This window comes from Cognatazoarcus halotolerans (assembly GCF_009800965.1).
Taxonomy (GTDB): Bacteria; Pseudomonadota; Gammaproteobacteria; order Burkholderiales; family Rhodocyclaceae; genus Cognatazoarcus; species Cognatazoarcus halotolerans.
In genome coordinates, this window is sequence record NZ_WUAF01000018.1 from 20,258 (window position 1) to 33,760 (window position 13,503).

A 13,503-nucleotide genomic window follows, 5' to 3' on the forward strand; every position below is an offset into this window, starting at 1 on the left:
CCACAATCGAGCCCGAGTGTTTTGCAGCCAGCGAGCCCCGGTACCATTTCATGACTTCTGAATGCACGACCCGACCCGATGCCGCCGACCCGGTGCCGTCCCCTGATCCGCAGGCGGGGCGGCTTGCCGCGCTGTACCGGCAACTGCCGCCCGGGCGCAGCCCTCATTTCGAACGGGACACCTCCGGCAAGCCGATCCTGTACACCGCGCCGGCCCTCAATCGCAGCTCGATGGCGCCGCGCGAATGGCTCGACGACGACGCAGCCACCCCCAGCGCGGCAGAGGCCTGCGCCGCCGCCCGGCCACCGAAGGTAAAGGGACGTGACAGGCTGGCGCGTCTCGCGTCGCTGCGCCGTTTCATCCTCGTCGCACTGATGCTCGGCCAAACCTACGTGGCGACCAGCTTCATGACCGCGGTGCTGCCATACCACGGCCAGAAACCGCTCGAAATGGCAGTGCTGGTGCTCTTCGCAGTGCTGTTCTGCTGGGTTTCGGCCGGCTTCTGGACGGCCCTGTGGGGCTTCATGGTGCTCATCATGGGCGGCGACCGGCACGCCATCTCGCGCACCGCCGCGCCGGATGCACCGATTGGGGCGAGCGCCCGCACCGCGATCATCATGCCGATCTGCAACGAGGACGTGGACCGCGTGTTTGCCGGGCTGCGCGCCAGCTATGCCTCGCTTGCGCGCAGCGGCGACCTCGAGCATTTCGACTTCTTCGTACTCTCCGACAGCGGCGATCCCGACGCCCGCGCCGCCGAGATGGAGGCGTGGCACCGCATGTGCCGCGAGCTCGACTGCTTCGACCGCGTCTTCTACCGCTGGCGCCAGCACCGCATCAAGCGCAAGAGCGGCAACGTCGCCGACTTCTGCCGCCGCTGGGGCAAGAACTACCGCTACATGATCGGCTTCGACGCCGACAGCGTGATGACCGGCGATTGCATGGGGCGACTGGTGCGCCTGATGGAAGCCAACCCCGACGCCGGCATCATCCAGACCGGCCCGCGGGCGGCCGGCCGCGACACCTTCTACGCGCGCATGCAGCAGTTCGCCACGCGGGTGTACGGGCCGCTGTTCACCGCCGGCCTGCACTACTGGCAGCTCGGCGAATCGCACTACTGGGGTCACAACGCGATCATCCGCGTCGAACCCTTCATGCGCCACTGCGCGCTCGCCCGCCTGCCCGGCAAGGGCTCGCTGTCCGGCGAGATCCTCTCCCACGACTTCGTCGAAGCCGCGCTGATGCGCCGCGCCGGCTGGGGCGTGTGGCTCGCCTACGATCTGCCCGGCAGCTACGAGGAGATGCCCCCCAACCTCGACGACGAACTCAAGCGTGACCGCCGCTGGTGCCAGGGCAACCTCATGAACTTCCGGCTGTTTCTCTCGCGCGGCCTGCATCCGGCCCACCGCGCAGTGTTCATGACCGGGGTGATGGCCTATCTTTCGGCGCCGCTGTGGTTCCTCTCGCTGATCCTGTCCACCATCCTGCTGGCCATCCACACGCTCTCCGAGCCGCAGTACTTCGTCGAGCCCAACCAGCTCTTCCCGCTGTGGCCGGAGTGGCATCCCGAATGGGCGCTGGGCCTGTTCGGCGCCACCGCCACGCTGCTCTTCCTGCCCAAGGTGCTGGCGGTGATCCTGCTGCTGGTGAAGGGGTCGCGCGGCTTCGGCGGCGGCCTGCGGCTCATCCTCGGCGCGCTGCTCGAGACGCTGCTGTCGGCGCTCTTGGCCCCGGTGCGCATGCTCTTCCACACCCAGTTCGTGCTCGGCGCGCTGCTCGGCATCGGCATCACCTGGCGCTCGCCGCAGCGCGCCGACAGCGAAACCGGCTGGCTCGACGCCCTGCGCCGCCACGGCCTCCACTCCCTGCTCGGCATCGGCTGGGCCGGCTTCGTGTACTGGCTCAACCCGTCCTTCCTGTGGTGGTTGCTGCCGGTGGCCGGTGCGCTGGCCCTGTCGATTCCGGTGTCGGTATTCACCAGCCGCGTGTCGATCGGTCGCGGCCTGCGCGAGAACGGCATCCTGCTGATCCCCGAGGAATCGCAGACGCCACGCGTGCTGCGCACCCTGCGCGAGGAGATCGAGGCGGCGCCCGGCGCGCCCGGCTTCCGCGAGGCGGTGGTCGATCCGGACATGAACGCGGTGATCCGCGCAGTGGTCAACCGCCGCACCCGCTTCACCGCGGCCACGCGCGCGGCGCGGCGCGCGCTGGTCGAAGAAGCAGCGCTGCGCGGTCCCGAGGCACTCGACCGCGCGCAGAAGATGACCCTGCTGTCCGACGCCGATTCCCTTTACCAACTCCATCAGCGGGTGTGGACCTCGCCGGAAAGCCACGACGACTGGTACGGCCCCGCAGCCAGGCAGACCGATGCACAGACGACAATTCCTGAAGTACTCGGCGGCCCTCGCGGCAGCCTCCTCGCCGCTCTGCGCGCCGCTCGCGGCAGCAGCCACGCTCAAGCCGCTCGGTGAGCGCAAGCCCTTCGACTACGCCTGGCTCAAGGGTCGGGCGCGCACGCTTGCGGCGGCCGACTACGTGGCGACCCCGAAGATCACCGAGCCGTCGCTGAAGGCACTGAATTTCGACACCTTCAACGCCATCCACTTCAAGCCGGACCACGGCCTGTGGGCGGGCGAATCGCGGCTGTTCCAGGTGCGTTTCTTCCACCCCGGCTACCTCTTCGAGCGCCCGGTGCAGATGTACGAGGTGGTCGATGGCCTGGCCCAGCAGCTCGCTTACGACCCCGCCATGTTCGACTACGGCAAGAGCGGCGTGGACGGTCGCAAGCTGCCCGGCGACCTCGGCTTTGCCGGCTTCAAGCTGATCTTCCACACCGACCTGCAGCGCGATCTCGCCGCCTTCCTCGGCGCCAGCTACTTCCGCGCGGTGGGGGCCGAAATGCAGTTCGGCCTTTCGGCGCGGGCGCTGGCGGTGGATACCGGCCTGCCGCGAGCGGAAGAGTTTCCGCAGTTCACCCACTTCTGGTTCGAGCGCCCGGCGAAGGATTCCGGCCAACTCACCGTCTACGCGCTGATGGACTCGCCCAGCGTGGCCGGCGCCTATCGTTTCGTGATCGCCCCCGGCGCGGTGCAGGTCATGGACGTGGACGCTGCGCTCTACCCCCGCAAGGCCATCGAGCGGCTGGGTGTGGCGCCGCTCACCAGCATGTACCAGTACGGCGAGAACGACCACCGCAAGGCCTATGACTGGCGTCCCGAGATCCACGATTCCGATGGTCTCGCGATGCTCACAGGTAATGGCGAATGGATCTGGCGCCCGCTGCTCAACCCCGAGCACCTGCGCTTCAACTCCTACGCCGACCAGAGCCCGCGCGGCTTCGGCCTGATGCAGCGCGACCGCAACTTCGACCATTACCAGGACGACGGCGTGTTCTACGAGCGCCGCCCGAGCCTGTGGGTCGAGCCGCGTGGAGACTGGGGCAAGGGCGCGGTGCAGCTCATGGAACTGCCCACCGAGGACGAGACCTTCGACAACATCGTCGCCTTCTGGAACCCTGCCGAGCCCGCCCGGCCCGGCGAGGAACGGCTCTTCAGCTACCGTCTGCACTGGGGCGCGCACGCCCCGGTCGAACCCGCCGCGGCGCGGGTGATCGCCACGCGCACCGGCCTCGGCGGCGTGGTCGGCCAGCCGCGCAAGTATTTCTCGTGGCGCTTCGCCATCGACTTCGCCGGCGGCGACCTGCCAATGCTCGGCCACGAGGTCAAGGTCGAACCGGTGATCACGACGTCCGGCGGCGAGATCGAGCTCGCCTCGGCCCGCCCACTGCACGAGGTGAACGGCTACCGGGTGATGTTCGACCTCAAGCCCGTGACCGGCAGCCGCGAGCCGATCAACCTGCGGGTGTTCCTTCGCGCGGATGGCCGGGCGCTGTCGGAGACCTGGCTCTATCAGTGGAGCCCGCCCGGGCAGTAAGGAGGCTCAACGCAGGTGAACCGGCAGGGCGCGACCAACCCGCTGCGCGGTTTGACAGCACGGTCGCCGCCGACAAGTCGGGTCCCACGACCTGCGCCCCGAAATCCGTACCGCCCGGAAGTTCGCAACATCCTTATCAGCGGACCGGAAGGCGCCCGAGACAGCGACTTCCGGTGTGGGCAACCGCGGGCTCACCAGTCGCGGAACACGGAGCTACGCCTCCGAACAAAACCACAGCTTGTTCCCCTCGCTGTCCAGAAAGCTCCCCACAAGGAAGCTCCCGTCGTAGCACTCGACCGGATCGGGGATGGTGACTTCGCGGGCGCGCAGCCCGGCTTCGGTGGCACGCGCGTCGACGCATTCGAGGGTGATGCGTGGGTTGGGCTCGGCGGTGGGCTTTCCGTACCAGTCATCCTTGAGCATGAGGACAATATCGCCGAGCAGGTAGCCGACCTGCAGGCCCGCCTCAAAGGCAGGCTCGAGGCCGAGGACGCTCCCGTAGAAGTGCCTCGCACGCGCGACATCGCTGGCGGCAAGGGCGATGACCTTGACGCGTTTCAATCCAAGTGGGGCAGTAGGGGTCATGATGGTTCGCCGCTGAAGCGAGAGCCACGCGAAGCCGGATGGATGCTCCGGCAAGCGGGCAGGCCCGCTGAGGTCAAAGCGCCGCCAGCCCGGATGGGCGGCGGACAGTCGGATGCGCAGGGCGCCGGTCCGATTTTTCACCCTAGCACGCGGGGTGCGAAAGGCCAGAGCGCGGATGGAGGTGATCCGCTCGTCCGGAATGAAGGGCTCTTCCACCCCGGGAACATCAGACGATGTGGCCGAATCCTGCCTCGAATGTCCCTTCTCGCATCAGGGTGTACTACACTCCGGCCCGGTTTCGCCTGTCGCAGGCCTGCGCAGGCGGAAATTTCGAGTCTTGAATTCCCAGCCGGAGAACTTTTCCATGAGCGGCCTTCCTGAATGTCCCCAGTGCAACTCCTCCTATACCTACGAGGACGGCGTCATGTACGTCTGCCCCGAGTGCGGCCATGAGTGGTCCGCTGCGGACGCTGCGGCAGCCGAGGACGAGAAGGTGGTGAAGGATTCGAACGGCAACGTGCTGCAGGACGGCGACACGGTCACGGTGATCAAGGATCTCAAGGTGAAAGGCTCGTCCCTGGTGGTCAAAGTGGGCACCAAGGTGAAAAACATCCGCCTGGTGGAAGGCGACCACGACATCGACTGCAAGATCGACGGCATCGGTGCGATGAAGCTCAAGTCGGAGTTCGTGAAGAAGGCCTGAGTCGGCGGCTTGTGCTCCCCGGCTGGCGATGGATGAGGCGGATCGTGTTGTCTGGCGCAATGGACCACTTACGGAGCCATTCGGCGCGGCACTTCCCGAAGAGGATCCGGATGGTGATGGGGAAAAGTTTATCTTGAATCTGCGTTTTCCCGGCCAGTATTACGACCGGGAGAGTGGGCTGTTTTATAACTGGAACCGGTACTACGATGCGGGGACGGGGCGGTATTTGCAGTCCGACCCCATCGGGCTACAAGGAGGGTGGAATACCTACGCATATGTCGGGGGGAGCCCGATCAGCTACGTCGATCCGACGGGAGAGGTTGGTCTTGTCGGTGCGGGGTACGGCGCGATTGCCGGCGGCATCGGCGGGTGCATCTCCGGTGGATGGAGGGGAGCGCTCTACGGCGCAGGTGCGGGCGCGCTGGTTGGTGCTGTGAATCCGTGGGCATCGCATTGGGCCGGTGGGGCTGCCGGCGCAGCGGCAGCGAGCTTGCTGGGTCAAGGCGCAGGCAACTATGCGGCGGGGAAGAGCTTGAGCGACCCCTGCAATTACGACTTCACTGCAGCGGCGGGGGCTGCCGCGGGAGGCGCGTTAGGCGGACCTCTCAATCATGCGATTGGCCGCTATGGTCCGCAGATTCGACTCTCTGAAATCGGGAGGGCGGTCGGGAGTCAATCGGTGAGCCGATCGCCTGCGATGTCGCTGGGCGCCGCCGCCGAGGGCATCGCGGTTGGTGGCGGAGAACTTGCGGGGACCGGTCGGTGCAGTTTCAGCCGATAGGTAGCGGAGGACCTGCACATGACCTGGCTCCAGTTGTTGGCCTACTTCGCGGTTTGTACTGTTGCGCTGATGGCGGTTCTGGAAGCCTTCGCTTGGCTTCTCCGTCGCGTAGCTCTCCTGCCGCGCCCGCTTCCGCTGCTACTGGGGCTCCTGCTGTACGGTGTTGTCGCGTGCGCGTTCGCCCTGCCTCTCTTCGGGCTTGAGCTGGTCCAAGGGCCGAGCGCGTCATCCAGCGAGGCGATGCGGTCGGTGGGACTGGTGGGGTATCTGGTGTGTCTACTGCTTGCGGTTCTGTTCTTCAGGCGCCGGCACCTTGATACCTTGCAGGCGCTAGGTTACTTCCGGCCCAGATCGCGCCACTGACTTGAGTGGCGATGAAGAAGGTAGGCATTTGGATTGTTGCCGCCGCCGCTCTTGCGATCACTGCGCTGGTGGTGATCTACAGGCCTTCCGTGCAGGAGCAGCAGCGCGCTTGCGAGAAGCGCTGCGCTCCACGGATGGGTGTTTGGAAGCGTGATCCCAACTTCCCGGCGGCGCCAGCAGAATTAGGGGTCTGGTCTAGCGCAGCAGAATTAGGGGTCTGGTCTAGCATCATTGCACCCATCACCGACGGTATGCCCGCCTCTGACGGCGAACGGCCTCCGCAGACGATGGTCACGCCTTCGAAAAGATCGCATGCAGTGTAGCCGCGCTCCGCGCCACACGGTGGGCACACCCAGACGGTGCACCACGGGCGACGAGGTCGGTGACGAGCTTCTTGAGCGGGTCGAGCGGACTCACCTTGGCCAGGTCGACGCCACGCTTGCGAACCCGACCGATCGTTGCGCGGGTGAGGAAGACATATACTTCGAGACCGGCAGTGATCGCGCTGTTGGCAATGGTGAACGCAACGGACGAGCGTTCATGGTCGATGCCCTTGGTAACCACGATGACGAGTTCGCAAGCCTGGTCGGACGTGGAAACGGGTCTTTTCTCTGCGTCTGCAGGGGTGACGTTGGGCGCGGTCGTGCTGGCGCGCCGTGAAGCCAGCGCTCGGCAGCGAATACGGTTCGACGTGGAGTTCGCCGTTCTTGATCGAAGCGCCAAGGCGCGCTGTTCCTCAACGCCGACTTCCGCGAACCCTGGTGCCTGGCGATCTGCCACCTGGCCGGCTGCGGCAGGGACGGTGGCGCAACCGACGTGCGACATACCGTCGACATCGAGGTACCGCGGCTGACCCACGCGAGTCATGGGGCCACCGCCGATTAAGGGCAGGTGGTGCAGAATCGCACGATCGAATCGACGACGGAGGTGTCATGAACGCGTTCCCGGATTTCCGGCCGTGACGGCAATGCACTGCCAATCCGATCCACGCTCGCCGATGTTCGACCGGCTCTCGCCAAAACCGATGGCATGGCGTTCGCACCGCGCCGGTTCGTCCCGGAAGCGGGCGCCCTGCGGCATTGCCACTTCATGGAGAAGGTAACCGACGCCATGGTCATGGCAACCCGTAAGGCCTCATGCAGGTGCAAACAACTCCGTACAGGCGTCTCGGGCGAGTCCGATCGCATTTCCGTGGTCCGCGAGGCGATTCAATGCACGCATGTCGCGGATTCGGGGCATTCGCTGCGGATACGCGGATGAGCTTTTCCGACAGCGACGGCTTCCCGGCCGGCATGCACTCGCTCGGGCTTGCGACGCTGGGGACCACCGGCGTGTCGATGCCCACCGACGGCCAGGATTCGTGGCGGGCATTCGACGATGTACAGGTTCGCAAGGGCATGCTGATCGAGCAGGGTGGAAACAACCACGGCTACGAGTTCAACAACGGCATCCGCTTCTACGATCCCGACAGCAATACCTCTGGCTACCTGCATCCGTGGGAGCACGGATCGGCGGCATACGTGCCCGGCTCGAGAGAGCCGGACGAGGTGATCATCACCTCGCAACCGCCGGACTACGTTTTCAAGAACGAGAAGGTCTACACCTACGACAACACCCACCAGATGTATCTGGCATCGGAAGACAAGCTGGTCGATTTGAGCGGCGTCGGCGGCGTTTACGATTTTGCAGCGGCGCGGTGGACGCATGGTTCCGCACCACCGTTCCGGACGCCTGCCCTGCGGATGAATCGGGCGGGCAATGCGGTGTTGGCTGGAAGCGGGCGAGTCCCGAGTACGACCAAGACCGATTTCGTCGACATGGATGCACTTGCTCTTTCGGCCTGGGGGGCAGGGGCCCAGTTTTACGATGGATTCAGGGCGTATGTCCCGGCGCTCGACATCGGCCTCTGGATCGGTGGCGGAACCGGTGGCGGCGGCGCCTATGTCGGTGTTCTTCGCCGCAACCGGGATTATCCGGCATCGTCGACCAGACCATGGATTGCGCGGGTGCGCGCGGCACCGGAAGCAGCACTGCCGGTCGGCTGCTGGTCCCGATCGATCTCGAACGGCGTGATGTTCGACGACGACAAGCTGTTCATCGGCGGCGGGCTGAGGCGTCACCACACCGCGGTCAATCAAGACTGTCAGATACTGGACCTTGCCCCGTGTGCAGAGGGAAATCTGCCGGTCGTTCTGACCACCTTCGTCGATGCGCTGGCAGCGCACGGGAACGACCACGGCATGTGTCAGTGGGTGCTGGATACGGCCCGCAAGCGCGTGATCAAGCTCGGGCGGCGACTTCTCGCGTGGCCGCTGGATGCGGGCGGCCCGTGGGAAGACATCACTCCGCCCGGCTGGCGACACGGATTCGGCGACACGAGGGGCTTCTACCACGCACCGCACGACCGCATCTATTTCAAGGGGCCGGCACTGGACGGGACCGGTCGAACCTCCGGTACGACGGCCCAGGCCAACGAGGTCCGCTACCTCGAATTCTGAGACGGCGGTGGCATGAAGGCCTCCGGCGGGCACTGCGGCTCCGGCCCGCAAACGCCGCGCGCAAGACGCCGGGCGTCAGCCGGCTGCGATTTGCAGGCCTTCAGGGCGCAGTATCGGTGGGAGGCGACCGCGGGGGCAATCCGGGCGTGAAAGGCTCGACCTTGTCCTGCTCGGCGGGATCATTGCGGGCGACGACGGCGCGCGCCGGTTCGGTGGCGCTCAGGTTGATCGCCTCGTGGGGAACACCCGGCGGCACGAACAGGAAATCTCCCGCCTCGCTGATGACTTCGTGCTCGAGCTCGAAGCCCCAGCGGGTGCACACTCGCCCCTCGAGCACGTAGATCCCGGTTTCATAGCCGACATGAATGTGGGGCTCGGCGCGGGCGCCTGGCGGAATCACCACCAGATGCATCGACAACCCGGTCGCCTCGACCGTCTGCCCGGAGATCCCGATGAAGTACGGAAGACGCTGGCGGGTGAGCACTTCACGCTCCGGCCTCAGGCCCCGGACGCTGGCTTCCCTGGCTTTCATATGGCAACTCCGCAAGCTACGGTACGACGTTCGCAGGCCACGCATGGCCTTCAGCCGGCACGCTCCGCACCACAAAACACCACGGTAAAGTCGTAGCGCCGCCAGCCATCGGCTCTTCCCCGGGGCGCGGGCTTCATCCCGGATCGCACCCATCGTCCCGGTAGGAAGTATAGACCGGCGGGTGCGGCCGCAAAGCTTGATCCCCGGCCCGATGAGGGCGTGCCCGGGGCTCGCAAGGATTCGCAGCAGGCGTGCCGCCCGCCTGCTAGTGTGATTGGAGGCGGACAGCAGTCCATTCTTGACGACTCGCGATGGAGCAGGCACATGGCGGACATCTTCGTCAGTTACCGGCGTGGCGACAGCGCCGGTCACACCGGCCGGCTGGTCGATTGCCTGATTCGTCACTTTGGCGGCGAAGCGGTTTTCCAGGACGTCCAGTCGATCCGGGTCGGCAGCCGCTGGGACGATGCAATCCGCGAGGGGGTTCGCGGCTGCCGCGTACTCGTCGCCGTGATCGGGCGGGACTGGCTGTCGCCGGGCAGCGACGGACTGCGGCGGATAGACGACCCGCAAGACCCGGTCAGGCAGGAAATCCTCGCCGCACTCGAACGTGGCGTCGCGGTGGTTCCGGTACTGGTCGAAGGCGCCCGGATGCCTGCCGAGACGGCGCTGCCCGAAGATTTGAGAGCGCTCGCGCGCTGGCAGGCCCACGAACTGTCGGACTCGCGTTGGGCCTTTGATACCGAAAGGCTCATGCAGATGATCGAGCGCGTCATCGGCGTTGCGCCAGTCGAGCGTACGGCAGCCGGCGGTGCCGGCACGGGCGGCTCGAGGCTTGCCGTCACCGGTGTCGCCGGCCTCGCCGTACTCGTCGGCGCCGCATGGCTGATGTGGCCGGCCGCTGGCGTAGTCGAGCACACACCGCCGCCGGCGGATGCACCGATGACGTCTCCGCAACCGCCGCTCGCCCCTGTGAATTTCGAGGGCAGCTGGTACGACGAAGACGCCGCCAACTGGAACATCAATGTCAGGCAGGACAAGGTGGAGATCAACCACACGGCCCCCGGCAGCGGCACCTCCATCGGATACGCCGAAGGCACGATCCGCGACCGCACGATCAGCTTCGATTACGTCGTGATGGCGCCCGACGAGCCGCACCTCAACGGCCAGCTCGTTCTCTCCGACGACGGCAGCCGGCTCACCGGCGTCTTGAGTGACGTCAGGAACGGCGGTAACACGAGGGTACTGCTGCACCGGCGAAGCCGCTGAACCGCCCTGTCACGACCCGGCGGGCGCCGGGGCTGCGGCGAAGCCGGCCCCGTTCAGGAGAGATGCAGCACCAGCCCGGACGGCTGGGTCAGCAACGGAATCGCAATGAAGGAAAACGTGCCGACGGCCAACAACAGGCCGGCAACGACAGCGGTGAACTCGCGAAAGAAACGGGTCTGGTGAAGTTTCATCTTGTGGTGCTCCGGTGGTTTCGATCGGCCCGTCCGGGCTTTCCGGACGACATGCGCACAGGATGCGCCGGGTCGGCTGAACCCCGCTTTAAGACACCGTTCACTTCCGGTTAACGTGACGGACATTCCCCGTCGATCCACTTGTCGTGCGCGGCTGGTCGCGCAGGCCCCGTGTCGCTCCATGCCGGCCGGGCGCCGCCACTGGATGCGCGGTGCGCGTTCGGCCGCGCCTCAGTCCGCCGGGAAGATGCTGTCTTCCTGGCTTTTGGTCTCGCCCAGCTCCAGATCCGAATAATCGACCGCATACTTGACCAGCGCCGCGCGGCCTTCCACCTTCAGCTTGCGCCGCAGGTTCAGGCGATGGGATTCGACAGTCCGGATCGAGGCACCCAGCCTGAGCGCAATTTCCTTGTTCGAGTGGCCGTGTCCCAGCAGATCGAGAACCTCCTTCTCCTTGGGTGTGAGATCCTGGTGCGGTTGCGGCAGCGACGCGCAAGTGCTGACCATGGCCGCGACTCCGGGACTCAGGTAGGTGCCTTCGCCGGTGACCGAGCGGATCGCCTCGATCAGGTGGTCCGCGGGATCGTCCTTGAGGACGTAAGCACGCGCGCCGAGCGCCATTGCGCGCTGCACGTAGGCGGCATCCTTCAGCATCGAAAGCACCAGCGTGCGAATCCGCGGGAAATTTTCGGCGAAATGCGCAAGCAGCGTGATGCCGCTTGCATCGGGCATGCGTATGTCGGTGATCACGATGTCCGGTCGCAGATCGGACGCCAGCCGCACGGCCTCGTTCATCGAGGCCGCTTCGCCGACAACCTCGGCTTCCGACAAGGCCTCGAGGCGGGCGCGGATGCCGTCACGGACGAGCGGATGATCGTCGACGAGGATCACCCGGGGGGCGCCGAACGACACCATCAGTGCGTCTCCCCGAGCGGAAGGCTTGCTTCGATCAGCGTGCCGCCCGAATCGGACTTGACCGAAAAGCGCCCCATAAGGCTCTCGATCCGTTCGCGCATGTTGCGCAAACCGATGCCGCTGCGCTGATCCGCCTGGACACGCTTCAGATCGAAGCCACGACCGTTGTCCCTGATCGACAGCACGACATGCCGCTGCGAAAAACCGAGCGTGATCGTCACCCGGGTGGCATGCGCGTGGGCGTGGATATTGTTGATCGCTTCCTGGACCACGCGGAACAGCGCCGTGCTCTTGCTCGTGGACATTTCGGACGGCGTGCCATGCTCGACGAGCTGCACGTCGAGGTCGTGTTGTTCGCGTAATTCCTTGACCAGCAGACGCAGAGCGGGCAGCAGGCCGAGGTCATCGAGCAAGACCGGCCGCAGGCCGTGGGACACACGCTGGATCTCGCCCAGTGCTTCGTTCAGGCGGGAAATGCCGCGTTCCATCAGACCGGCCCGCGGAGGCGGCGCGGCGGCAACGTCGGCAGGGCGCGTCTGTCCTGCCAGGGCAGCCTCGAAGAAGTACTTGGACGAGACCAGCACCTGAACGACGCCGTCATGCAACTCCCTGGCCACGCGCACGCGCTCCTCTTCCTGCGAGCCGACAACCCGGCGCGCGAGCTGACGCAGCTTCTCGCTCGAGACATGATGGCTGCGCAGGTTCATTCCGAGGCCGGCAATGCCGATCAGGGCGATCGACACGGCGGCAACCAGCACGATCTTGTTCAGGGTGCTCTGGATGTTCTCGCGGGCGAGAACCTCGATCTGCTCCTGGACCTCGGATACCTCGTCCATGTAGATGCCGGTGCCGATCGTCCAGTGCCATTCGTCTATGGGTTCGACATAAGAGGTCTTGCGGATCTGGCTCTGCGACGAGGGCTTTCGCCAGTCGTAGCTGACCAGCCCGCCGCCATCCTTGGCCTTGGCGAGGATCAGCCTCGCCTGGGCCTGTCCTTCGGGCTCGTCGGGATCACAGAAATCGACCCCGCTGATTCCCATCTGCGAAGGGTCGAGCAGGAGGCGTCCATGCCTGTCATATGCGAAGAAGTAACCATCCTTGCCAAATCGCATCTGTGAAAGCAGCTTCAGCGCTTCGCGCTGCAGGACCCGAACGTCCTGGTCCGAGCGGGCAAGCTGCTGGATCATCGATCTGGCAAGCTGTACATACTGCTTCAGCTCGCGCTCCATGCTGCGGTTATGCGCGGTCCAGACCAGCTCGCTTTCGCGCTTGACGAGATCCAGCGCCTCCTTCCGGGCGACGTATGCCATCGAAGCCAGGGCCACGATCTCGAGAATGATCGACAGCAGTAGGATCCGTTTCAGCTTCATCGCTGGTTACGCTCGCAAGATGCTCGTGGACAGATCGGGACAAGCGGTATGGTGCTGGAATGCGTACGGGTTCCGCTCAACCGAGGGCACTCGAACTCGGCCAGCCGCCCGGCGCAGGGCGGCACGCATCGTTCATGAAAATTGCCTTGATCATCTGGCAATCGGCGGCCGCTGTCCAGCCCCCCACGAGGATCAGCCGATCTCTGAATTAGGTGTAGATGAGGGCATTTCCCACTGAAATAAGGGGTTTCGGCCGCACGATAATGACAAGCGGGAAAATATCGCGGCAGCCTGGAGAGCGCCTTCAAGGACCCTGCCACGCCGGCTGCGTACTACTGCGTAGGGGAACTGGAACATAGACAC

The 13,503-nt window shown here is 65.5% G+C and carries 13 protein-coding genes; 7 read left to right on the plus strand and 6 right to left on the minus strand.

Translation table 11 applies throughout. The features are described 5' to 3' along the window. Positions 1-50 precede the first annotated feature (50 nt). Positions 51-2,471 carry a glucans biosynthesis glucosyltransferase MdoH gene (gene mdoH, locus GQB03_RS18420; protein ID WP_159692494.1) on the plus strand — a complete coding sequence of 807 codons (2,421 nt, stop codon included), beginning with the start codon at positions 51-53 and terminating at the stop codon, positions 2,469-2,471. Next, complete coding sequence (locus GQB03_RS18425; protein WP_159692496.1) at positions 2,368-3,933, plus strand: glucan biosynthesis protein; 1,566 nt, start codon at positions 2,368-2,370, stop codon at positions 3,931-3,933. The genes mdoH and GQB03_RS18425 overlap by 104 nt, the downstream gene beginning before the upstream one ends. Before the next feature lie 213 nt (positions 3,934-4,146). Here GQB03_RS18425 and GQB03_RS18430 read toward each other — a convergent pair whose 3' ends face one another. Beyond that, a complete protein-coding gene (locus GQB03_RS18430) occupies positions 4,147-4,518 on the minus strand; it encodes a VOC family protein (RefSeq protein WP_159692498.1) in 372 nt (123 codons plus the stop codon). Between the two features lie 364 nt (positions 4,519-4,882). Between GQB03_RS18430 and GQB03_RS18435 the strand changes: the two genes are divergently transcribed. The 3 genes from GQB03_RS18435 to GQB03_RS18445 are packed head-to-tail and all read left to right on the plus strand — an operon-like array spanning position 4,883 to position 6,365. Further along, positions 4,883-5,221, plus strand: coding sequence for a zinc ribbon domain-containing protein YjdM (locus GQB03_RS18435; RefSeq protein ID WP_159692500.1), 339 nt, complete (start codon positions 4,883-4,885; stop codon positions 5,219-5,221). Positions 5,222-5,249: 28 nt separating this feature from the next. Further along, positions 5,250-6,002: an RHS repeat-associated core domain-containing protein gene (locus GQB03_RS23500; RefSeq protein ID WP_159692502.1), complete on the plus strand. Its 753-nt coding sequence runs from the start codon at positions 5,250-5,252 to the stop codon at positions 6,000-6,002. An 18-nt stretch (positions 6,003-6,020) separates the two neighbouring features. Beyond that, on the plus strand, positions 6,021-6,365 hold the full coding sequence (locus tag GQB03_RS18445) for a hypothetical protein (RefSeq protein ID WP_159692504.1): 345 nt from the start codon (positions 6,021-6,023) through the stop codon (positions 6,363-6,365). A gap of 291 nt (positions 6,366-6,656) precedes the next feature. Here the strand turns inward: GQB03_RS18445 and GQB03_RS23090 are convergent, their stop codons facing one another. After that, positions 6,657-7,232, minus strand: coding sequence for a hypothetical protein (locus GQB03_RS23090; protein WP_200832300.1), 576 nt, complete (start codon positions 7,230-7,232; stop codon positions 6,657-6,659). 389 nt (positions 7,233-7,621) lie between these two features. Between GQB03_RS23090 and GQB03_RS18455 the strand changes: the two genes are divergently transcribed. Beyond that, a complete protein-coding gene (locus GQB03_RS18455) occupies positions 7,622-8,863 on the plus strand; it encodes a hypothetical protein (RefSeq protein WP_159692506.1) in 1,242 nt (413 codons plus the stop codon). 100 nt (positions 8,864-8,963) lie between these two features. On the opposite strand, the gene GQB03_RS18460 is transcribed toward GQB03_RS18455, so the two are convergent. Next, on the minus strand, positions 8,964-9,395 hold the full coding sequence (locus tag GQB03_RS18460) for a cupin domain-containing protein (RefSeq protein WP_159692508.1): 432 nt from the start codon (positions 9,393-9,395) through the stop codon (positions 8,964-8,966). Between the two features lie 324 nt (positions 9,396-9,719). Between GQB03_RS18460 and GQB03_RS18465 the strand changes: the two genes are divergently transcribed. Then, on the plus strand, positions 9,720-10,664 hold the full coding sequence (locus tag GQB03_RS18465; protein WP_159692510.1) for a toll/interleukin-1 receptor domain-containing protein: 945 nt from the start codon (positions 9,720-9,722) through the stop codon (positions 10,662-10,664). 53 nt (positions 10,665-10,717) lie between these two features. Here GQB03_RS18465 and GQB03_RS18470 read toward each other — a convergent pair whose 3' ends face one another. The 3 genes from GQB03_RS18470 to GQB03_RS18480 all read right to left on the minus strand — a co-directional run bounded on the left by GQB03_RS18470 (position 10,718) and on the right by GQB03_RS18480 (position 13,140). Then, positions 10,718-10,855: a hypothetical protein gene (locus GQB03_RS18470; protein WP_159692512.1), complete on the minus strand. Its 138-nt coding sequence runs from the start codon at positions 10,853-10,855 to the stop codon at positions 10,718-10,720. A 231-nt stretch (positions 10,856-11,086) separates the two neighbouring features. Further along, positions 11,087-11,770 carry a response regulator transcription factor gene (locus tag GQB03_RS18475; protein ID WP_159692514.1) on the minus strand — a complete coding sequence of 228 codons (684 nt, stop codon included), beginning with the start codon at positions 11,768-11,770 and terminating at the stop codon, positions 11,087-11,089. Continuing rightward, on the minus strand, positions 11,770-13,140 hold the full coding sequence (locus GQB03_RS18480; protein ID WP_159692516.1) for a cache domain-containing protein: 1,371 nt from the start codon (positions 13,138-13,140) through the stop codon (positions 11,770-11,772). The genes GQB03_RS18475 and GQB03_RS18480 overlap by 1 nt, the downstream gene beginning before the upstream one ends. Positions 13,141-13,503 lie beyond the last annotated feature (363 nt).